Genomic DNA, 20481 nt, shown 5'->3' on the forward strand with positions numbered 1-20481 from the left:
TTCGGATACATCCTTGTAACGTCATCTTCGCATATCTTTCCTATGGATGTGGTCTGAGGAACGGTATATCCCTTCTTGGGATCATACCTCCGCCCATGCTCGTAGTAAACATACTTTGTTCCCTTTATCGGCTTGTGCGATATGCCGTTTCCAACAGCCGGTGTTTCTACCGTTATATTAAGATACATGGCTCCTCCTGACGAGTGTTAATTAACTCATTATTATGATACCATATATCCAGGTTGCATGCAATAAAAACGCCGATTTTAAGCCTTTTCTTTGATAATTATCTCATCATTGTCCAACGAGTGTTAATTATCGTGGAAGTTCACAATAATCACAGCTTTGCCAGAGCTTTAACCTGCTCGATGGCAACTTTCCTAACTAAACCCTTCCTTATTGAAAAGAATGCTTTCAGTATCTCATCCGTCTCTATTTTCCTTTCCATGCGTTCCTTATCATCCTGTCCGAAGATAATCCAGTCAGCTGACACGTCAAAGAGCTCAGCATACTCTCTTATCATTGTTGGAGACAGTGTCCTTTTCTCCATCTCCAACTCCGATACAGCGCTTCGGCTTCCAAGGTGAAGCTTTCTTGCCAGTTCCTCCTGGCTCATGTTGCTCCTTGTTCTAAGCAGTCTCAGTCTTTCTCCGATGTTCTTTGTTTCCATTTCATTCTCCTTTTCCGGAGCCTGAAAACGAAGACACAACCCGCCTAGAGCAATTTCGTTCGCATCAAAAAAGAAGCCTGCAAAACGGTAATGAAACAAAACCATAAAAGTTATGGTCACATCTCCGTTTTGCAGACTCCTTGGTGCTATTTTTATTTTCAGCATATACAGCTCTAGGCAAACTCTTGGCACATGAGCGGGGCTCGTTCGACTTACGCCTCCTCATTTGGTTTCTATTTACATATAGAAGAACCCCACATTATTCTTTACTGCGATTCAGCCCTTCGTTCACATATACCTCAAACTATTCAGTTTTCAAACTTACAACAACAGCCCGATATCTTCCCCATGATGTCTGAGCTCAAAGCCAATACTATAACCTACTGATATTTCGCGTTGCTACTTCCCTGCATTCCCTGGCATATTTGTTCCTCATTAGAATAGCTTCCTTAATATCTTCCTCAGATGCCGGATGAGCGGAGTAGCCTCTGTTCTTAACACTTACCCTAAGCCACTCCCCGCAATTTGGACATTGCAGGCATCCCTTGACAACCTCAACATGCATCATGACGTAGCCACAGTTTGTGCATCCCCCATGAACTAACGTTTTTTCTGAATTCATATAATACTCACTCCTTTCATACAACAGTGCATATTATATGTAGAAAAAACTAATACGTCAGCACGAAAAAATTTGAACAGTTTAGGAACAACAATAGAACAGCCACAGAACACTTCCCGTACAACTCCATCAATCATAGTGCCTCAATTCCAGAATTCATGCCACTTTCAGTCTTCTTTAATTCCGCACACATTGTCATCATCTTCTTCATTCTCATCATGTTCATCATCATCATTATCATTAGCCGGTTTCACTATACCTGCGATGATGTCTTCCTGCTCTCTTCGAGAAGCATAGATCCAAATGAAAAGCCCGAATAGCTTGATAGCTTCTCTTTTCCTATAATCGATCACATCATCCGAAACGTTTACTTCATCAGCAAGCTGCTCATTAGTCATAGGATCGTCATCTGTGAAATATGCGCTCCAAAGAATCTTTTTATACAGTTCTCCCTTATAGCTGAAATCCGCAACCATATCCAACAGCCCAATCAACTTATCCCAAAGCCACGGCGCCCTTACAGCCTTATACACAAAAGTCGTCTGTGCCTCATTATGCTTTTTCCTATCCTTCTTCATCAACTTGAGGAATTCTCTTCTCAACTCCTGCTTATTTTTCAGAATCTCTTTTTCAGTCATTGGCGGCAGTTGTAACATTAATGGATTAAATGATTTCCTACGATCCTTATACTCTTCTAACATTTTCCTCGTCATATCAAGTACCACTGCCGGATCCAATCCAAAGCTTTTTATGTAAAAATCGATGCGTTGTTCCAATGTTGTCCTCCTCGGCATTTTATTTCCTCCATATCCTCATAAAAAAACAGGGTGACTGGTCATTCCCAATCACCCTGCGGCATTAGCTTTTTGTTTATTCAGACTTTTTCTGTTTTGAGACATGCAATTTTTGTTCAAGAGATTCTCTTGCATCATTTTCAGATGCCACCACCAAACCTTCAAGATAGCCCTCAGCAGCTTTCCTATTTGCTGCGCTTAGCTTACGTAAATAAGCCACAATTCTCGCTTCCTGTGGTGTTAAAGGCATATTCTCGGAAGTGCTCATATCAAAAGAACTAAAATCTCCAAAAGTCATCCCAAAAGCCGCACAGATACTGTTCATCAATTCCATTTTAGGGAATGTATCTCTTTTAAAAATATCTGTTATTGTAGTAGTTGTTACGCCTGCCTCTTTTGCCAGCCTGTAATATGTCCACTTACGATCATCCATCAGCATCTGAATCCTGTTTTGCACTTCCCCTACCGTCACGGATTTATCTCCTTTCCAAACGAAAGCGATCACTCCATTATTGTAGAAGAATGGTCGTGCTCAAAAAATCAGCCAGTGTCTACTAATAGTCGTTCATAGCGTACTATCCTATAAAATGGGAAAAGACCTCAAACGAGGTCTTTTCTGAAACTACTACATGAATTTTTTGTTAAATATTATTGCGATTCATCATTAGTTACTTCAGTTTTCTTCTTTCCTGTGACAATTGCTATTACTGCAACTGCGGCGTTAATCAGGCACCATCCTGACCATATTACCAGATCGCTATAATTACCATGTCCGGCAAACCCTATCAGCGCTGCAAGTCCAAAGATAATAATAAGTGCTATATTGCCACCTTTTCCGGAACTCTTTCTTGTAGCGATAGAAACAATTCCGCCAGCAAGCATCAGGATAGCAACTATGATTCCGGCAGATCCCGACGAACCTCCATTCTCCTCAAGCGCATTTACCACGCCTGCTGCACAAGACTGGAATGCCACAATTATAAAGAATACAATTGTCAAAATCCCTGCCACCAACTTCCAAATTTTCATAAATCCTATTCTCCTTTTACTTTAGAACTTAATTGTTATAACATCCGAATCAAAAACTGTATCCCAAGATTTCAGGTCAAAGATATGGAAGAACAGCTCAACATCGGTGATATCCGTTATTCCATTCTCTTCCAGGCTTGAATTGAAGAATGTTACCGCACTTATTGCTTTCTTCCCAGCAACTACATCTTCAGACATGGAAGAATCTACCATGAATCCATTTACCGATACATCCCTTACCTGGACAGTAATGTCCTGATCAGAGTTGTTCTCTATATAAAGGATGACTCCTGGACCGAAGAAAGAATTTTTATCAGAAAGGCCCTTGCCTACAATCTTCACTCCATTTGTATCTACCAGGACTTCACCAGAGTCATCGTAATTCTGAACGTATCCTTCTGCGACGGATGTATCAATTTTTATCACATCCGTATCTACTATCTCATCCCAGCTCTCTGAATCAAAGATATGGAACAAGAACTCCATGGTCGCAATCTGCTCAATACCGCATTCCTTAAGTCCTGACGTCTGGAATGTCAGTCCATCATTTGCTTTCTTCCCAGCAGCCACATCAGCAGACATCATAGTTTCAACCATGTAGCCATTTACGTTTGCATTACGTGCCTGTACTGTAATTCCCTTAGCAGAATTGTTTTCAATTAGAAGAGTGAGCTTTGTACCTGCCCACGAATCCTCAATGCCTGTCGCTGTAATCTTGATATCATTATCATCATAGAGAACCTGCTCTTCAATTGTTACAGCTGATGCCTCTTCCTTTTTTTCTTCCTGAGCCTGCTCTGCAGCACCTGCCTCTGTACCACCCGCGTCTGTTTCTTTACTTTCTGAATCAGAGGACGTTGTGACACTGGATATCTGCTTATCACCATCAGAGCTTGAAGATGAACCGCTTCCAATCGCCATGCCTGCAAAAAGCACAAGACAGAGTAATACAGGTAACCATTTCATTTTGTTTTTCATATATTGCTTGCCTCCTCATATTGTTTTTTTATAATAAGCGCAGCAATTGCTTCAGCTGTTGCCTCGACCAATATATCAATTACATCAAATGTTCCCGGGATTACTGGGGAGAGCTGAATAACCTCCATGACTGTAGAAAACACTACTGCAATCACAAAAGCTGTTTTAACTCTTGCTGCATTACTACCTACTGCTAAATACAAAGCAAAAACTAAAGCGTATGCCCAAAGGATATCTGACATGTAATACCTGACGAGCCAGGCAAGACCTCCATCGATATTACCTATCCCTATATGTATGGACATTCCCCAAATTGACCTGACTGCCTCCACGAAAATCACATCCGTAGATGTGAACCAATAGATCACTGCCCCAACAAGCAGTGGAAAGATAATGTTAAAAATACAAAATGTTTTTTTCTTCATATGATGCCTGCTTTCTTATTGAAAAACACGGCATATAATCCGTATCAATGTTACGTTTTAAACAAAATAACGTAACCTTTAAATCATTATAACAAGGAGTTTTTCTCTCCGTTGCCCCTGTTACGGTGGCAATTTTCAATAATTACTCCTGTACTCCACTTGTCCTTAAAGGTAAGTGTCCATGCTCCTTAAGAAGTCCATTCACATCAATGATGCTTCCTGGTCTTTCATTGAAAACAATCATGATCAGTGCATCTCTCTCATCCTTGGCATAGAGCTCGGACATTCCATATTTTTTCAGTGCCCTCTGTGTCTCAGAAAGAGTAAATTCCGCAGCATAGCAAAGCCTTATAATGACATCCCTCTGCTTAGTATGCTTTTCACCGGAAAGTAGCTTATAACCATATCGCTCCGGAACATCGGCGTTAAGGAATACTGTCTGCTGCGATATTCCTTTTTGAGACATCAAACCTTTAACATATGTTGAGAACGAATTTGAAGCTGAGAGCATACTGTCCCGGTTATCCTCCACAAAGCTGTCATAGTCTGACAGATGTGTTTTTCCTAAAACCTTCTCAAGTTCTTTAGTCTCTTTTTCCTGCATATGAACCTCCAAACAGTGATAAAATATAAACATCAGCAGTTGTTTCGAAAGGGGATGTATTAGTGGATCTTGAACAGCGCCTTTCAATTTCATATTACAAAGTGGTGGCCACCATCAATGAGCCTCATAAGATCTACCTTGTACAGCATCAGGACACAGGTAAATTCTTTGTAAAAAAAGTACTGGATGTATATTCAATTGATGTATATAAATACCTAAAGGAAAACCCGATAGTCGGAATTCCACAGGTAATCGATTATTTCGAAGATAATGGCACTCTTACAGTGATTGAAGCATTTGCTCCCGGAACTACTCTTAAGGAAATCATCGAATCCGGAAAACTATCCACAGAGCAAATAGGTCATTATATGATCAACCTCTGTGATATTCTGGAAAAGTTGCATTCTCACAATCCACCTCTGATACACAGAGATATCAAGCCATCAAACATCATAATCACTCATTACGATAATGTGATGCTTCTGGACTTCAACGCCGCAAAATACAGATCTTCTGATCAAGACCGCAGTTCAGATACAGTACTACTTGGCACTCAGGGGTATGCTGCACCTGAGCAATATGGTTTTGGTGAGTCCTCACCACAAACAGATATATACTCACTTGGTATTATCCTTAAAGAAGCCTCTGAATCTCTTGCAATTAACACCCACAAGTTTGATTCCATAATCAGCAAGTGTACTCAGATGGATCCGTCCAGACGTTTTCATTCTGTAAAAGAGCTAAAGGTTGCTCTCATGAAAGCTCTGGGCAATGACCTATCATCAGAAGCTGAACAAGTATCTCTGACATCAGTCCTTCCGCCAGGATTCAGAACCATGACTCCCGGCAAGATGATAGTGGCAATTCCGGTCTATATAATGGTCTTCTGGCTGTGCTTGTCATTAGAAGTAAAAAACACGTTTGGACCGGCACTATGGCTTGAACGGATATTCCTCCTACTGATCATGCTCGGTGACATTCTAATCGGCTACAACTACCTGGGAATACAGAAGATATTCCCACCCTGCAGGAACAGCAACAAATTCATACGCGCAATCGGCGCTGCAGGTCTAATAGCCATTTACACTATTGCCATGTTTTTTCTACTGATGTTCCTGGAAATAATCATTTTCCATCCCGGTAGTTGAAATATATCACAAAGCGTTTACGTCCGTTGCCACTGTAGCGGTGGCAACTTTTTTACTATAAAGCAAAAAGGAAGATAGCTACTGCCATCTCCCCATCTATATGTCACCCAACAAATAACTTCATATGCAGCTCATCTGCATCTGATGACTATATCCTAGCGCACAAGGTGTCCAATAACTACGCCTAGGTTGTCGAACTTGCGTTTGTCATCTTCCTATGGCCATCACAAAAAAGGTGCCCTAAACTCTATGTTAGGGCACCAATTTTACTTTTGCCTGTTAAGCCATTCGTACATTATTTCAAATCTGATTTCTTTTCAAATCCATCAAGTTTCTCAAACTCATCTACCGGCATGGGCTTGTAGAAGTAATACCCCTGCATTTCCTCACATCCAATGCTTCCTAGGAAATCTGCCTGTTCCAATGTCTCCACACCCTCTGCAATGAGGGAGGTTCCAATAGCTTGGAGCATCTGAACCATGTAGCTAAGTATCGTCCGCCCCATCTTTTGATCTCCAGAGCCTGTGATGAATCGAAGATCAAGCTTAATTCGATCTAAAACTACTTCTTTTAACATATTTAGTGATGAGTATCCGCTACCGAAATCGTCCATCTCAACTTCAAAGCCAGCCTCACGAAGCTTAGTGGTGGTCTTTATGATGACATCTGAGTTCTCAACATATGCGCTTTCCGTTATCTCAATACGAAGTTGACCAGGCGATAGGTTATAGAACTCTTTTAAAGTATTAAAATGCTCTGCCACATCGGGGTTCTTTACAATATCTTGTCTTGAAAGGTTTACAGACACACAAATATCTCTACCCTGTTCATTCCAACGTCTTAAGTCTTTGCATACAGTGTCCCACACATGACAATCAAGATCGTAGATGAGCCCTGCCCCCTCAAGAATAGGAATAAATTCTCCAGGAGAAATATTCCCACTCTTTTTACTGTTCCACCGGCAAAGAGCCTCTGCACCAGTTATCTTTCCTGTCTTATAGTTTACCTGTGGCTGATACCATACCTGTATTTCCCCTGACTCAACAGCTGCAGGAAGACGGCTTACTATTCCTGCGCTTTGCTTACCTCTGTCCCACTGCGTTGGATTATAAAACTCAAATCCTTCTTTCTTGGTTTCTCTTACTTTTCTCTCGGCAATACGGGCATAGTCGAGCATCTTATCTACGTTTATATCCTTATAGTCATCCGGCATAAGAACATATATGCCGGTGCAGAACCTTACAATGAAGTCTTTGCCGCGATCTTTTAAGTAATTACGGACAGGGGCTAGAACATATTTTTCATCCTGAAGAATCTGCTCATTGCCACCCATGCAGCGAAGAATTACAAAGCGGTCTCCATCATACCTTCCAATGGCCTCTTTATCCGTAAGAATTTCAAGACTTCTCTCTGTCCAGAACTTTAGCAGCTCATCTCCCACTTTCCATCCAAAGCTGTCGTTGATAAACTTGAAGTCCTTTATGTTGTTATACGATATCGTATATGCCGTATCTGGGTTATTGATAAGGAGTTCCTCAACCTTTTTCCTGAAACCATTGTGACTAAGTACGCCGGTGAGAGGATCAATATCCTCCATTAGTCGCATCTTTTCCTTCTGTTCTTCGAAATATGATTTCTGTCTTAAGACAATCATAATAACAAGCGCAATAAAAAGAATAGTCCCGACAATAAGGAAATACTTATATTGATACAGGTAATCCCAGAAAGAGTACACATATAGATCTCTAGTAGTGTAATCAAGGGCTATAGCCTGCTTTTTGGTTTCAGGAATAGCTGTAATTCCTTCATTTATAAGTTCAATGCGTTTTCTTCCCTCTGCGGTATCAAGCGTGCCGGCACGAAAATCCATTGAAAACATGGCAGAAGGCTGTACTTTAAGATCCTTATAGGATGGTTTTTGAAGCACATAGCTCCAAGTATATGAGTTATGCAAAAGTGCATCTACTTCGTTTTTTCTAAGCGCCTTAATGCAGTCAGCCATGGAATCGTAAAGGATTATCGTTATTCCAGGGTATAACTGTTTTACAGTTTCTGCGACTCCGCCCTGTGATTTTAACATTCCGATTCTAATGGCACTTATGTCAGAAATAGACTGTTTACCAGTATTGACAATGGTAAATGGGGTTTGTATGAGATTTTCTGATACGATGGTTGCGTCCCCAGATGCGCTTGTAACAGCACTGCCAAAGGGCATAACCAAGTCATACTCAGTATTATCAAGAGCTTCTTTAAGATTAGGTTCACTTATGGCCTTGAATACGACCTCAAAACCAGCTTCCTTAGCGGCTGATTTCATGAGATCTACTCCGATTCCTACGATTTCACCGGAATCGCTGTCAATGTAAAACATAGGACATCTGTCTACAGGCACACCAATTGTAAATTCGGTAGCTTGGGAATCTGTTGATGCAGAAACAGGCATCAAAAAGATACACATAGAGATTACCAGGAAAAGAACAACTATGCTCATAGATTTAAAGATCCACTTTATGTCCAAAATACCCCCACCAAATTTATTACCTTTACTATAAGATAACTCCTACTTAATTCTAACACTATTATGTAAATATTCGCTAAAAAATGAATAACAAATCGATAAATACTTCTATATAACTGAATTTCTCAATAAAAAAGCTCCACCGCATCTCTGCAGTGAAGCCCATTTGTCCATATTCAGTTAAATGCCTGTCTTCCTACAATTCTGTAGCTTTTATTCCACTTTTGCTCAACGCCTCTCCAGCTGTAAGTGAGTTCTCCATTCGGATAAAGGCAGATTGACTTCGATGTTATCTCAGAAGGATTATCTTTGGAGTCATAATATGCTCCTCCACTTGCCCTCTGGGACATCTTTTTGTAAACGAAACCATCAATAGTTATTACTTCCGGGAACTGTGTGATCATGATCACTCTCCATTGGAACAAATAAAGTTTACGGGTTTCTTATACATAATATTGTAGTACCACTATTGTCATAATACAAGATAGTGTATTTAATTATTCATAATGTTCAGACATCACCTCTCCATCCTGTGAACAATATGGCACAGGAAGAGGCGAGTCTATCGAATATTTGGAAAGCTCTTTTTGAGCTATTTCGTGGGAGGTTTGCTGCCAGTAAAAATGCCTGCTGGCAGCATATGTGTTATGAAAATATGTGTGGGGGAAAACATCTCTGTTCCTTATGGATACATATTATATGCTCTGCCTTAAATTATCCTAAAAAAATGATGTGGAAATCGTGTCCATCACATTTAACCTTTAACCTTTTTATCATGCATTCTCTAAAATAGGAAAATAAGCCGGCTTATCACACTACATCTGTCATATATTTTCGCTATACTCTGCTCTACCATAATATTAGTAATAGTTCACCTTAGACACTTATGGAGGAACAGTTATGTACGACATGAGAACAAGAGAGATACAGGAAGCAATAGAAGCTGCTGATGTGGCACTTGACCATCTTGAAAGGGCAAAAAGAAGCCTCTCAAGCGCAAGTGGATGGGGACTTTTTGATACTCTTGGAGGCGGATTTATCAGTGGTCTGATCAAGCACGGCAAAATGAGCGATGCTGAGCATGAAATAAACGAAGCAAAGAAAGCGCTAGCCAAGTTTTCCAAAGAACTTCGTGACGTTGACGGATATTCATCAGTTCATATTAATGGATTTTTGACATTCGGTGATCTTTTCTGCGACGGATTCCTCATGGATGTGATTGTACAGTCCCAGATAGGGAAGGCGAAAAGAGAATGTGAAAATGCCATATCTCAGGTTACAAAAATCCGTAATGACCTAAAAAGAATGCTTTAATTTTTTTACTATAATTATGTATTAAAGGGGATTTCACAAATGGAAAAACTTGAATCACAAATCGCAGAATTTGTCGGAAATTATACGCGAAGACATGGATATCCGCCAACTGTAGAGGAGCTTATAAACACGTTCGGTATCTTCCATATCATGTGTGTGATGTTTTATGTGCTGAGCCTGTACAGAATTGGTATGATTAGAAACTCACTGTTCTTTGGAACTGGCAATCTTCAGCTCATTACAATGAGGCTTAGTAACTGAGGTGGCTTTAACTAAGCCCTCTTAACATTTTTCATTCAACGGCATTTTGTTCGTAGCTCCACTTTGCAATTTCAGCTATAAGTTCGTATGGAATCTCTTTGTTATATGGAAACTGTATAGCACCTTTGCTGGTATTAAAATCAGTAAGCCTTCCGGCGAATGCTTCTATTGCATCAGGACCGGGATAAATTCCTAAGTGTTTCTTTGCCGGAGCAAAATGTATTATATTTTTACCCTTTCTGAATGTCGGCATATTCCATGAAATACACTCTTCTGCATCAGGAATGGCTTCCCTGATTGTTTTATATACGTCATTAAGAATCTCTTTGATCTTTGGATCCGACTGTAAATTGATAAAATCAGTGATTGTCATGCACTTTCCCTCTCTATTAAGCATTTCTAGGGCAACGCTCTATATTTAACAACCATATCCTCGTTTTTGTCAATAAAAAACTCCCCCACTACCCATGAATAGCGAAAGAGTTAATTATATTTAGTATTCCTGCGAATCCAAGTATTCTTCTGAAATATACTTCTCTATTTCCGCATATCCCTTTTCACCTATTCCCTTTATACTTCCAAGTGTACCCTTGTTGTATATATGTATTAGGGCAAAAACATCGGTTATATTGTTTCTGCGCAGAGCCCAGCATGTCCGGTTGCAGAAGCCACAGGACTCAATTGCTCTTTCTTTGTATATATTCTTTTCCGTAATTCTTTTTCCCACTTTTGTTTCCTCTGCTACATCAGGTCCCAAAAGCATTATATCAACGTATTATAAACCCATAATAAACGTTATATTATATATAAATTAACTCGCAGCTCCCTATGTAAAAACTGGTAAGTTTTAGTTAATAACCATAAGAATATAAACTGACCAAAACAAAGCCGCATATAATTCCAACTATCAGTCCGGTAAAGTGTCCGATTGAGTCTATCCTCTTTGATGTAGTCATTGCGATAAGAAGGATTATTGTCGGTATAAGAGATCTTATGCCTCCAAACCCAAACACTCTAAATGCGATCACCATATATATCCCCAATAGACCGCATATCACTCCGGATGCTCCAATGGAATATGTAAAAGGCGAGCCTTTTTTATGGAAACGTGCGGAAAAATACCCTCCGAACAGCATGATTACGATGTAACATATAGAATATAGTTTTGTAGAAAGGACATGCTCAAGGACTGTTCCAATGTTATAAAGCGAGTACATATTACAGGCAAGATGCAACACTTCCTTCTGGGTAAACGCACTGCTCACTATCCTGTAATACTGTCTGTTCTGTATAGTATCCATATATGAAGATCCGAGCATTTTTACATCAAACGCCCGAAGGTTTACCAAGGCAAATATAATGATATTGATCCCAATGATGACAATAGTTGCGGGAGAATTAATAAATATGCTGTTCATTTAACTTCTACTTCCTTTATGCCTTTAGCCCAATCAAGAATCGGTCTTGCGTCTGGAACAAACAGCTCCTTTGGAATAGTATCTCTGTCAAAGAATCTATGCTCCAATGCTTCACCATCGGGAACCGATATTTCTCCCGAATAATTTGTCGTAATAAAAATAACGGAGAGTGAATATACCACGTCTCCGTTAGGATATTGTATTTTCCTGTCGGAACCTGAATATAGTCCAAAGAGTTTTAAATCCGAAACAAGGATTCCAGTTTCTTCGTTCAGTTCTCTTATTGCTGCTTCTACATATGTTTCTCCAGGTTCAAGAGCCCCACCTGGTACACACCACTGTCCGGTGTCACTCCTTCTCTGAAGAAGAAGCTCTCCCTTTTCGTTTTCTATTAACACGCCACATCCGACAGTCATAACCAGATCATGACCTACGTGCTTTCTCATTTCTGCAATATAATTCATCTGTTCATTCTCCCATCACCCTTGATGAATCTATTTCCAATCGCTTACAATCCTCTTTATTTCTGTAAAAACAAAATGATCAGTTAAAGCATGGCTGAGAAGTCGTCACATGATTCGACTTTTCAGCCTTTAATCTGCCCTATTGGGGTTCTTTAGGTTTTCACAGTCCGGAGGCGAATTTACCAGGTCATTGTTTCTGACCTTACAGGAAGCATTCCGGCAATCCCTGCATCTAAAGCTCACATGGTTGCCATACATCCTCTTACATGACAGTGAGCAGAACATAGCTCCTCCATGTTGGGCTGTAAACGTCCTTCCACAATTAACACACAATCTGGGAACATTTCTCGCCATAGCATCTCCTGCTTAGCTTGAGGGAAATTGTGACCTTACCTCAATTTTAAGCCTGCTATTCCCTCATAAATCTTTACAAACTCGATGGACATCTCTCTTGCATTAACGCTATCCTGCCCGTCAAATCCATGGCCTGCACCACGTATCTCTTTAAGCGTGGCATATCCATAGTTGGCTGCAGCTTCCCTTGAATACTCTATTGGCACCACGTCATCCCGGTCCCCATGTATAAGAAGAACCGGCTTCCCAAAGCCTCTTTGGAGCTGCTTAACATCTATATTCTTTGCGACATTATCATATTCAGCAGTTATTTCCCTGCCAAACATGCTCGAATTTCCTGTTTCCAGTCTTTTTCTGGCATCGTCCGGTATGACAAATGCCGGATACCACAGGATAAGACCCTTTATATCACTTTTCCTTCTTGCGCCAACAATGGCCGATACAAAGCCGCCCTGGCTTCCCCCTGGAGATATATGGCTTCGCTATTGATATACGGGAGCTCTATTACAGTATCAAGCACTGCATCAAGATCGGCAGCTTCCGTCTCAATAGTCATATTTTTCATATCTCCGTCACTTGTGGATGCTGTTCCACCTCCACAGAAGTCGAAAAACACGCAAACAATCCCACTTTCTGCAAAACCTTCCCCATGATGGATGCGTAATTCTTTTAATCTGCTCATTTATTAAACTCCTCGTACAATGCTTTTTTCCTTTAAATTATAACATTCTGAGGTGTTTAGTAGAAAAGGCACCCGGTACTGATTGTACCGGGTGCCTTAAAATAAAGCTTTTTCATCCTTCAATAGCTATCAGATTCTTTTCCGGGATCTTCTTTTCCAGGGCTTTCTTAGGAACTGTCACCGTAAGAACTCCGTGCCTGTAGGTTGCCTCGATATCGCCCTTCTCTACATTGTCTCCAATATAGAAGCTCCTTGTCATGGATCCTGCATATCTCTCCTGACGGATAAGTTTGCCCTTCTTGTTCTCGTCCTTATCAAGGCCCTTTGCTGCGCTGATGGTAAGATAGCCGTTATCAAGTTCTACTGTTATCTCTTCCTTCTTGAAGCCTGGCAGGTCAACTGATACTTCGTAGTTATCATCCTTTTCCCTGATATCGGTCTTCATCATCCTGTTTGCTTTTCTTCCATAGAGCTTACGCTCCATGTTCCTCTCCATGTCGTCAAATTCATTCATTGGGAATCCAAACAGATCATCGATAAAATTCTCTTCAAAAATACTGGGTGCTAACATAATACATACCTCCTTTGCATCAAAAACATTATCTATGTTAATGAGCAATGGGACGGAGGGTTTAGATCTTAGGAAAGTTAAGTCCTAACGGTCTTCTCTGTTCCTTTGTTCTACGAACACTATAACACCGCAATTAGCACTCGTCAATAGAGAGTGCTAATTTGGATAAAATAGTATTGCACTTCTTATTACAAATTTATCATCCGGACATAAAATAGAGGCATCCCTTAATCTAGTACTGTTAATCCTTTATATGATGTGATTCCGCCTATGCTTCTGGCTCTTTTATAGCCAAAAGTCTTCAGTTTCTTTACAGCGCTTATGCTTCTGCTTCCTCTTAGGCAATATACATAAATCTCCGCTTCATGATCCTTTATGATATGGTACTATTTGGGGAGACAGGACATGATGACTAAATGCTTGGTTCTGGTATAAAATCGGAGGACGTTAAATCTGATACTGTTTCTCCAAAATTATTTCCCTCTGCAGATGTTACATGTTACAAGCAGAGGGAAATCTTAGACATGTGCACTTACCACATATGGATTATTACTTGTCACCAATACGCCTGTAACTTGCAGCCATGGAACTATCTTTACCACCTTCATGCTTTACTATAAGCGTTGTTCCTCTAACACTCAATGCATATGTACCTTGTTGGTAACCAACAATAAGCACTCCTCGCTCTTCATCAAAGTGCGCGTTAGTTCCGATCCAGGCATTACCATCGATCTTCATAAAACCCCAATTATTCTTTGAAGAACTCCATATCTCTGTTCAGTTTATCAGCAATATCCTTAAGACCATTTGCAGAACCAGCGAGAGTTGTAACTGTAGCCGAAAGCTCCTGCATGGATGCTCCTGTTTCCTCGGATGATGCTGCATTTTCTTCTGAGATTGCAGAAAGAGCGCTCATAACATCAACAACTGCATTCTTTGATGTATCGCATCTTTCAGCACCACTACTTATTGTCTGAACACCTCCAACAGTATCATTTATATCATTTATCATACCATTTATGCTTTGAATGGTCTCTCCAAGAGATGCCTGTTGTTCAAGGTTGGCGTCTTTGACATCCTTGGCTGCCACAACTGCTGCTCCTGCCTGTTCAAGAAGTTCTTCCATCTGCTTTTTGATATCATCAGCCATGATCTTAGAATCTTCTGCGAGTTTTCCGATTTCCTGAGCTACTACTGCAAAGCCTTTTCCTGCATCGCCAGCTCTTGCAGCTTCGATTGAGGCATTTAGTGATAAGAGGTTTGTCTGTGTTGCTATATTTGTAATACCCTCTACCTTTTCTGAGATGGTATCTACTGCATCCTGTGTCCTATGGATTGTCTCTGATATTTCATCTATCTTAGCCGTCATTTCACCGGAAGATTCCTGTAAGCTTGATAGTGATGCACTTGATACTTCCGAAGCCTCTTTCATCTTGCCCGCAAGACTTTCGAGGTTACTTGTCGAAGTCTGCACATCACCTACCGCATCACCGATATATCCTACGTTTGTTGATGCGTTCTGAATTTCATCTGCCTGCTGGGTAGCTCCAGATGCAATCTCCTGAACTGCATTTGATACGTCCTCTGCTGTCTGTGATATCTGATTAGCCATATCTGAAAGCTGGCCTGAGGATGTTCCTACTGCCGAAGCTGACTCTCTGATATTACCAACAATTTCTTTAAGCCCATCAATAAGAGTATTGGTATCATTTAGTGCAGACCCAATCTCGTCATTTCTGTTCAGGTACTTTTTGGCTTTTACAAATCTTCCATCGGCAAGAGCCTTTATGCTCTTACTTATCTCTCCTACTGCTCCAGCCATCGCCGTAGCTGACCTAAAGGCTACAAGAACAGCTACTATTAGGAGTGCTACACTTATGATTGCCATGATCATAATGGACTTGTTTATCTGTGCTGATACCGACTCTCTTGATACTCCGGTAAAAGCCATTGCGTAAACATTACCTGCATCATCTTTAACTGGCACGTAAGCTACAAAGTAAGGTTTTCCCGCAACCTGAGTATTCGTTGATGAATACGTATGACCGTTATTGATTACTTCCTTGATAACCCCGTCTGCTGCTTTTGTGCCGATAACAGAAGATCCAAGAGACGAGTTCTTTCTGGTATCTCCATCGAACCAAGTATAATCATATCCGGTAAGATCTTTTAGCATGGTCTCATTCTCATTATCGCCTGCCTCTCTGTCAGTTACATGTACTGCTATATCCTTATAGACATAGGCAGATGCCATGAGTCCTTTTTGAATTTCTTCCTCCATGCCTGCTTTCATAAACAATATTCCGAGTACCAGGATAACTGCGGATAATATCACTGCAGGTATGACTGCCATTGCTACGATCCTTGCTTTTACTGAAAACCTTTTGTTTTGCATTTTTCTTTTCCTCCTCATGGGTTAAAATTGCGCTGGTCATTTTACGAAAAGCTTTTTAGTTTTTCTTTGCCAGTTTTTGCGCCCTTATTCCCGTTCTCCTTAATGGAGTAGTGAGGGCTTTTTCGAGACTCCAGTAGTTCCCTATCCTGCTTTCATATGTGTCGATGGGAAATTGTAGCTTTCACACATCTTTGAAATTGTCGGGTATTTGTTTCCCGATGATCTCTGCACTCCTTTCCTTGATTTTTCATTTTATCCTCCATAAAAAGCAGTTGTTTACCACTTAATATTATCGGAGATTAAACTAAATATTTTTATATCTCTGACTAATATTTAAGTTGATAAAGCCAATAAATGCACCCTGTTACGGGCGCTGTTTATACGTGGGTTTTGATAAATGCTTGGGAATATCTATCACTTCGCCTTCTTCATCAAAGCCTTCATTTTCAAGAGCAGCCTTCGCCAAAACCTCCAGCTCCTGCAAACCTTTAAGGTCATTGCAGTTATAAGAGATAACGATTCTGTTCCAAAGATCCATTAGTTCCTCAGAAGTGGTTACTGAAGGGTTTATATCAGGATGTATCTTTTTTACAAGCCGGTGATAAATGCGTTTTATTTCCAGTATGTCCTTTTCCGTTACGACTTCAGACTTAAGAGAAGCTTCATGCTCCTTAACCATATCATCAAGCTGCGCCTGGAACTCTTCCATCTCTTTTTCAAGGTATAATCGCATTTATGAACGGTCTATCCAACCTAACAACCTTCGGATTGCTCATCGGAGCGCATCCAGCAACAACAAACATAGCAGTAGCTGCAGCTGCTTTTGTACCTCTACGGTCCACTTCTATCCTAGCTTTATGAATAATCGAATCTGCCCTCAGCACTTCACTGGAAAGCGGGGAAAAATCTGCCTCTGAAGAAAAGATTTTGTTGATTCCCATATCTTTAAGCAGTTCTGTTAGATCCGTTCTGAATTCGCCATTAAATTCCGGCATATCCACAAAAACCTGATCATATGATGCAGAATCATAAAGTCCTTTGAAATCTATTTTTTCAACTAACCTTCTAAAGATACGTTCATTGTGGTCATTCTTAGGCAACAAAGCCATGAAAGAATACTCCCTACAATATGCAGAAACATATACTCTTAGTCAACATTACTTGTCGCCTATATGCTCTTTACTTTCGTAAACGCGCTTTCTACAATTATTTCCGAGGTGAAATAGCATGAATAAAAACAGTTTCGTTGATATAGAGTTACAAAACTATTCTCTGGAGGAGTTCGCTAAGACCTTTTCAAATGTAGTCAGGGAAACCCGCCAATTATTTGGTATGACTCAGGCTGAACTGGCTGAATTATCTGGTCTTAATAGGAGCACTATCGTCAAAGTAGAAGACCCTCTGCAGTCAGGAACTACCCATATGAGTACGATGCTTGCGATAATAAAAGTTCTCAAGATCAACCCCAACCGGATATTTTACCCGGAGATGACAGAACTCAATTCCCCGAAACAAATTCTTATGGACTATGTGTCCGTTTGTTCAGAAGAAGAACTTAAATTTGTGAAACCGCTGATAGAAGCTTACGTCGAGGCAAAAGGGCAATAAAAGAGGCGGTCCGTGATGAATCTCACCTCAGACCGCCTTCGCCGAGTACTATCTATTTTCAACTGGACTGATTACCGGCTTACCATCCCTGTCCAGCATGGGTGTAAGTCCTCCAGCATATCCACTTGCATGGAACACGTAGTTAACACCTGTGTCCTGGTCAACCCAGATCTCAGTAACATTAACTGCTCCCTGTGAATAAACCTTTTTAAATCTTTTGTCCATTGTCATTTCCTTGTCCTCTTTCATTTTCAGGCCCTGTCCAGAAGGCTAAAGAGCCCAACAACCAACAGTACCGGCAATGCAATAGCAACAAGTCCTTTAAATACAAGGCCCACAAGAATAAGTGGAAGGAACACCAGTGTAAACATAACTTTGATGATGCTCCAGCTTGCTCTGAATGCAAAGCCAATCATTTTTCCAAAAATCCAAAAGAAAAATATGATAAAAAGCAGCGACAACATGATTCCTCACCTTCCTCTCTCAAATTAAAAACCATTGTCATCTGTTGCTTGATGATGAATTCATTATATTTCTGTCAGAGCAAAGATTACATGATTATATCAGCAAAAAGATGTATGTTATTTCGCTATTTGTGAAAACACTTTTAGATCCAAGCAAAAAAGAATCAGCTCCAAATCCATCCCTGAATTCTTTGCTGATCCTCTCTTTTTCTTTCTTGCGGTTGTAGGCCTTTCCGTTTGGAACGCTCCTTGTTACTGGATTGAGATCTCCCCAGGTGCGTCTCTGTTTGGAATGGTACTCTTTTTGCTGTTTCTTACTTCGTTTGTCCAGTGAAACATATTTACTCATTGTCTTTCCTCCGTTTCTTCCTTCTGAACCTTCTTGTTATATTTTGATGCAGGAATACCGAACAGTAAACATACCGGTATTATCGTAGCAACCAAAACAAGAATCAATAAAACCTGTGCAGTCATTATTATAAGCCCTCCAACAATTTTTATGTTGAAATCATTATATCTTAAGCCGGAAGGCTCATATATATCTATATCGGTGATTATCAGGCATTTAATTTACTATCTAGGCAAATCAAAAACTTATTCTTATCACCAATAGTATCTGCGTCTATTTGTTCTTTTTCCTTGTTATGGTTCTTCCAGGTATCTAACCTCTTTGCCATGAGCTATAGCGTACTCTATCTCACTCTTGGTACTCGATCCCACGTAACCTCCGACGTTGATTACATAAATAGAATCCGCCATGTCTATTTTAGCCTTATGCATTGCATCCAACATCTCTTTTGTCTTTGTAAGAGTGCCCTCGTCCATGTTCTCCCAGACTTCCTGATCGCCGGAATGGCCAAAGAGCCCCACGCTGATGACAATGTTTCCCTCAAGCGTGAGCTTTTTCTGAGCCTCCATGAACTGCTCTTTAAACCTGGTACTTCCACACAATGTTATTACCGGATACTTCCCCTGCATATTTTCTCCTCGTGCAAATTTAATCGGTATTTAATATATATTTCAATGCAATTATAGTATGATAGAAACACCTCTTGTATAGGTTTTGGGATGCCTATACATATCATAAGACAGGCCGATGCAAACCGTTTTCCGGTTCCCTCGCATCGGCTTGAACTCGTTTATATAAGAATTCCCTCAAAATGGTCGATCTCATGCTGGATTATCTGCGCTGTGAAGTCCTTATACTTACCATGCTGTGGCTTGAAGTCCTGATCAAGATAATCCACCTCAATCTCCTTATATCTGGTGCAGGGTCTTACTCCATCGAGAGAAAGACAGCTCTCTTCTGTCTGATATTCTCCACACTTCTTGGTAATAATAGGATTCACCATAGCAAAATGGAATGGTCCCATAGCCACCACGATAATTCTTTTCTTCACACCAATCATGTTGGCGGCCATGCCAACGCAATGCTCCTGGTTGGCTCTTAATGTATCAAGCAGATCTACAATAACCTGCTTGTCAGACTCTGTTGCAGACTCTGACTTTTGCTGCAGGAACATTGGATCCCTAACAATCTTTTTAACCATTAGGCTTCGTTCTCCTCATCCATATACAGTTTAAAAAATCTTGCCATTAGCGGAATATATGTCAGAAGAAATGTTATTCCTGCAAGTCCGTAGACTTTTCTTTTGTTCTGTGGTCTAACAAGCATTCCAAGCATAATGCCCAAAGAAATTAGGCAAAACTTCAGAACTGAAAACAATTTCCAATCACTCGATTTTATGTAACGGTCAGCAACTTCAAAGATCTTGTCCATAAAGACCTCCCATCATTATAAGCACGCCTCTTTCCATTCATCCTCTTTAAATCCGACAAGCACTTTCTTGTCAGTAATCAGTAATGGTCGTTTTACAAGCATACCATCCGATGCCAACAGGTCTAACATCGCATCGTCACTCATTGTCGGAAGTTTTTTTGACAATTCCATTTCCCTATACAACTGTCCACTGGTATTAAAAAACTTTTTCAAAAGAAGCCCACTCTTAACATTGAGATCCTTTATCATATTGCGGTCCGGGTGCTGCTCCTTGATATCAAGGCTCTCGTACTTAATACCATTGTCATCAAGCCATTTCAGTGCCTTCTTGCAAGTAGTACATCTAGAATAGCAATAAACTTTTACCATGATTCATGTCTCC

33 protein-coding genes and 1 pseudogene are annotated in these 20481 nt (G+C 40.4%); 4 read left to right on the forward strand and 30 right to left on the reverse strand.

What is annotated here, in order from left to right:
- The 9 genes and pseudogenes from G589_RS20390 to G589_RS0116430 form a co-directional block, all read right to left on the reverse strand.
- Positions 1-188, reverse strand: a pseudogene (locus tag G589_RS20390) (IS1634 family transposase); the annotation flags it as partial.
- A 149-nt stretch (positions 189-337) separates the two neighbouring features.
- Positions 338-670 (reverse strand): helix-turn-helix domain-containing protein, encoded by a 333-nt coding sequence (locus tag G589_RS20395; RefSeq protein WP_051192490.1) that lies wholly within the window; start codon positions 668-670, stop codon positions 338-340.
- Between the two features lie 373 nt (positions 671-1043).
- On the reverse strand, positions 1044-1292 hold the full coding sequence (locus G589_RS0116400; protein WP_026519970.1) for a hypothetical protein: 249 nt from the start codon (positions 1290-1292) through the stop codon (positions 1044-1046).
- Between the two features lie 167 nt (positions 1293-1459).
- Positions 1460-2086 carry a hypothetical protein gene (locus G589_RS0116405; protein ID WP_026491481.1) on the reverse strand — a complete coding sequence of 209 codons (627 nt, stop codon included), beginning with the start codon at positions 2084-2086 and terminating at the stop codon, positions 1460-1462.
- A gap of 76 nt (positions 2087-2162) precedes the next feature.
- Positions 2163-2525 carry a helix-turn-helix domain-containing protein gene (locus G589_RS21455; protein ID WP_155832570.1) on the reverse strand — a complete coding sequence of 121 codons (363 nt, stop codon included), beginning with the start codon at positions 2523-2525 and terminating at the stop codon, positions 2163-2165.
- Between the two features lie 209 nt (positions 2526-2734).
- A complete protein-coding gene (locus G589_RS0116415; protein WP_026491482.1) occupies positions 2735-3115 on the reverse strand; it encodes a hypothetical protein in 381 nt (126 codons plus the stop codon).
- Between the two features lie 21 nt (positions 3116-3136).
- Positions 3137-4093 carry a hypothetical protein gene (locus G589_RS20405; protein ID WP_051192495.1) on the reverse strand — a complete coding sequence of 319 codons (957 nt, stop codon included), beginning with the start codon at positions 4091-4093 and terminating at the stop codon, positions 3137-3139.
- Positions 4090-4518, reverse strand: coding sequence for a hypothetical protein (locus G589_RS0116425; RefSeq protein WP_026522899.1), 429 nt, complete (start codon positions 4516-4518; stop codon positions 4090-4092). The genes G589_RS20405 and G589_RS0116425 overlap by 4 nt, the downstream gene beginning before the upstream one ends.
- 142 nt (positions 4519-4660) lie before the next feature.
- Positions 4661-5122: a hypothetical protein gene (locus G589_RS0116430; RefSeq protein ID WP_026522900.1), complete on the reverse strand. Its 462-nt coding sequence runs from the start codon at positions 5120-5122 to the stop codon at positions 4661-4663.
- Between the two features lie 62 nt (positions 5123-5184).
- Between G589_RS0116430 and G589_RS0116435 the strand changes: the two genes are divergently transcribed.
- Complete coding sequence (locus tag G589_RS0116435; RefSeq protein ID WP_022770098.1) at positions 5185-6270, forward strand: serine/threonine protein kinase; 1086 nt, start codon at positions 5185-5187, stop codon at positions 6268-6270.
- Positions 6271-6565: 295 nt separating this feature from the next.
- On the opposite strand, the gene G589_RS0116440 is transcribed toward G589_RS0116435, so the two are convergent.
- Together G589_RS0116440 and G589_RS0116445 are read right to left on the reverse strand one after the other, a co-directional pair.
- Entirely contained in the window at positions 6566-8788 is a 2223-nt protein-coding gene (locus G589_RS0116440) for an EAL domain-containing protein (protein WP_242826471.1), read from the reverse strand.
- 176 nt (positions 8789-8964) lie between these two features.
- Positions 8965-9192 carry a hypothetical protein gene (locus tag G589_RS0116445; RefSeq protein WP_022770101.1) on the reverse strand — a complete coding sequence of 76 codons (228 nt, stop codon included), beginning with the start codon at positions 9190-9192 and terminating at the stop codon, positions 8965-8967.
- Positions 9193-9688: 496 nt separating this feature from the next.
- Between G589_RS0116445 and G589_RS0116450 the strand changes: the two genes are divergently transcribed.
- Positions 9689-10102, forward strand: a complete 414-nt coding sequence (locus G589_RS0116450; RefSeq protein WP_022770102.1) for a hypothetical protein — start codon at positions 9689-9691, stop codon at positions 10100-10102.
- A gap of 39 nt (positions 10103-10141) precedes the next feature.
- Positions 10142-10363, forward strand: a complete 222-nt coding sequence (locus tag G589_RS0116455) for a hypothetical protein (protein ID WP_026519975.1) — start codon at positions 10142-10144, stop codon at positions 10361-10363.
- A gap of 31 nt (positions 10364-10394) precedes the next feature.
- Here G589_RS0116455 and G589_RS20410 read toward each other — a convergent pair whose 3' ends face one another.
- The 11 genes from G589_RS20410 to G589_RS0116505 all read right to left on the reverse strand — a co-directional run bounded on the left by G589_RS20410 (position 10395) and on the right by G589_RS0116505 (position 17356).
- Positions 10395-10736 carry an iron chaperone gene (locus tag G589_RS20410; RefSeq protein WP_029232516.1) on the reverse strand — a complete coding sequence of 114 codons (342 nt, stop codon included), beginning with the start codon at positions 10734-10736 and terminating at the stop codon, positions 10395-10397.
- Positions 10737-10856: 120 nt separating this feature from the next.
- Complete coding sequence (locus tag G589_RS0116465) at positions 10857-11090, reverse strand: hypothetical protein (protein WP_155828063.1); 234 nt, start codon at positions 11088-11090, stop codon at positions 10857-10859.
- Between the two features lie 124 nt (positions 11091-11214).
- Positions 11215-11781, reverse strand: coding sequence for a rhomboid family intramembrane serine protease (locus G589_RS0116470; RefSeq protein WP_026519976.1), 567 nt, complete (start codon positions 11779-11781; stop codon positions 11215-11217).
- Positions 11778-12245 (reverse strand): NUDIX hydrolase, encoded by a 468-nt coding sequence (locus G589_RS0116475; RefSeq protein WP_026519977.1) that lies wholly within the window; start codon positions 12243-12245, stop codon positions 11778-11780. The genes G589_RS0116470 and G589_RS0116475 overlap by 4 nt, the downstream gene beginning before the upstream one ends.
- Positions 12246-12634: 389 nt before the next feature.
- A complete protein-coding gene (locus G589_RS21460; protein ID WP_051192500.1) occupies positions 12635-12925 on the reverse strand; it encodes an alpha/beta fold hydrolase in 291 nt (96 codons plus the stop codon).
- A gap of 77 nt (positions 12926-13002) precedes the next feature.
- The gene (locus G589_RS21465) at positions 13003-13281 is read right to left on the reverse strand and encodes a hypothetical protein (RefSeq protein WP_051192504.1); all 279 of its coding nucleotides are present in this window, start codon (positions 13279-13281) and stop codon (positions 13003-13005) included.
- 112 nt (positions 13282-13393) lie between these two features.
- A complete protein-coding gene (locus G589_RS0116485; RefSeq protein ID WP_022770111.1) occupies positions 13394-13852 on the reverse strand; it encodes an Hsp20/alpha crystallin family protein in 459 nt (152 codons plus the stop codon).
- Positions 13853-14401: 549 nt separating this feature from the next.
- Positions 14402-14590, reverse strand: a complete 189-nt coding sequence (locus G589_RS0116490; protein ID WP_026522902.1) for a hypothetical protein — start codon at positions 14588-14590, stop codon at positions 14402-14404.
- Between the two features lie 10 nt (positions 14591-14600).
- Positions 14601-16247 (reverse strand): methyl-accepting chemotaxis protein, encoded by a 1647-nt coding sequence (locus tag G589_RS20420; RefSeq protein ID WP_051192506.1) that lies wholly within the window; start codon positions 16245-16247, stop codon positions 14601-14603.
- Positions 16248-16611: 364 nt separating this feature from the next.
- The gene (locus G589_RS0116500) at positions 16612-16980 is read right to left on the reverse strand and encodes a hypothetical protein (protein ID WP_026522903.1); all 369 of its coding nucleotides are present in this window, start codon (positions 16978-16980) and stop codon (positions 16612-16614) included.
- Positions 16964-17356: a serpin family protein gene (locus G589_RS0116505; RefSeq protein ID WP_026522904.1), complete on the reverse strand. Its 393-nt coding sequence runs from the start codon at positions 17354-17356 to the stop codon at positions 16964-16966. Before G589_RS0116505 ends, G589_RS0116500 begins: the two co-directional genes overlap by 17 nt.
- A 118-nt stretch (positions 17357-17474) precedes the next feature.
- Here G589_RS0116505 and G589_RS0116510 point away from each other — a divergent pair, with 118 nt between their 5' ends.
- Positions 17475-17855, forward strand: a complete 381-nt coding sequence (locus G589_RS0116510; RefSeq protein ID WP_026522905.1) for a helix-turn-helix transcriptional regulator — start codon at positions 17475-17477, stop codon at positions 17853-17855.
- A gap of 48 nt (positions 17856-17903) precedes the next feature.
- On the opposite strand, the gene G589_RS0116515 is transcribed toward G589_RS0116510, so the two are convergent.
- From G589_RS0116515 to G589_RS0116550, 8 genes are all read right to left on the reverse strand, one after another.
- Positions 17904-18086, reverse strand: coding sequence for a DUF6440 family protein (locus G589_RS0116515; protein ID WP_026522906.1), 183 nt, complete (start codon positions 18084-18086; stop codon positions 17904-17906).
- A 20-nt stretch (positions 18087-18106) separates the two neighbouring features.
- Positions 18107-18271 carry a hypothetical protein gene (locus G589_RS0116520; RefSeq protein WP_242826472.1) on the reverse strand — a complete coding sequence of 55 codons (165 nt, stop codon included), beginning with the start codon at positions 18269-18271 and terminating at the stop codon, positions 18107-18109.
- A 142-nt stretch (positions 18272-18413) separates the two neighbouring features.
- On the reverse strand, positions 18414-18668 hold the full coding sequence (locus G589_RS20425; RefSeq protein ID WP_035776462.1) for a hypothetical protein: 255 nt from the start codon (positions 18666-18668) through the stop codon (positions 18414-18416).
- Positions 18665-18793 carry a hypothetical protein gene (locus G589_RS22350; protein WP_022770125.1) on the reverse strand — a complete coding sequence of 43 codons (129 nt, stop codon included), beginning with the start codon at positions 18791-18793 and terminating at the stop codon, positions 18665-18667. Before G589_RS22350 ends, G589_RS20425 begins: the two co-directional genes overlap by 4 nt.
- A gap of 168 nt (positions 18794-18961) precedes the next feature.
- Positions 18962-19297 carry a hypothetical protein gene (locus tag G589_RS0116535; protein ID WP_022770126.1) on the reverse strand — a complete coding sequence of 112 codons (336 nt, stop codon included), beginning with the start codon at positions 19295-19297 and terminating at the stop codon, positions 18962-18964.
- 161 nt (positions 19298-19458) lie between these two features.
- Positions 19459-19869 (reverse strand): peptide deformylase, encoded by a 411-nt coding sequence (locus G589_RS0116540; RefSeq protein WP_026522907.1) that lies wholly within the window; start codon positions 19867-19869, stop codon positions 19459-19461.
- Entirely contained in the window at positions 19869-20099 is a 231-nt protein-coding gene (locus tag G589_RS0116545; RefSeq protein WP_022770129.1) for a hypothetical protein, read from the reverse strand. The genes G589_RS0116540 and G589_RS0116545 overlap by 1 nt, the downstream gene beginning before the upstream one ends.
- A gap of 15 nt (positions 20100-20114) precedes the next feature.
- Positions 20115-20468: an arsenate reductase family protein gene (locus tag G589_RS0116550; protein ID WP_022770130.1), complete on the reverse strand. Its 354-nt coding sequence runs from the start codon at positions 20466-20468 to the stop codon at positions 20115-20117.
- Positions 20469-20481: the final 13 nt, after the last annotated feature.

The organism is Butyrivibrio sp. VCB2001 (assembly GCF_000423965.1).
Taxonomy (GTDB): Bacteria; Bacillota; Clostridia; order Lachnospirales; family Lachnospiraceae; genus Butyrivibrio.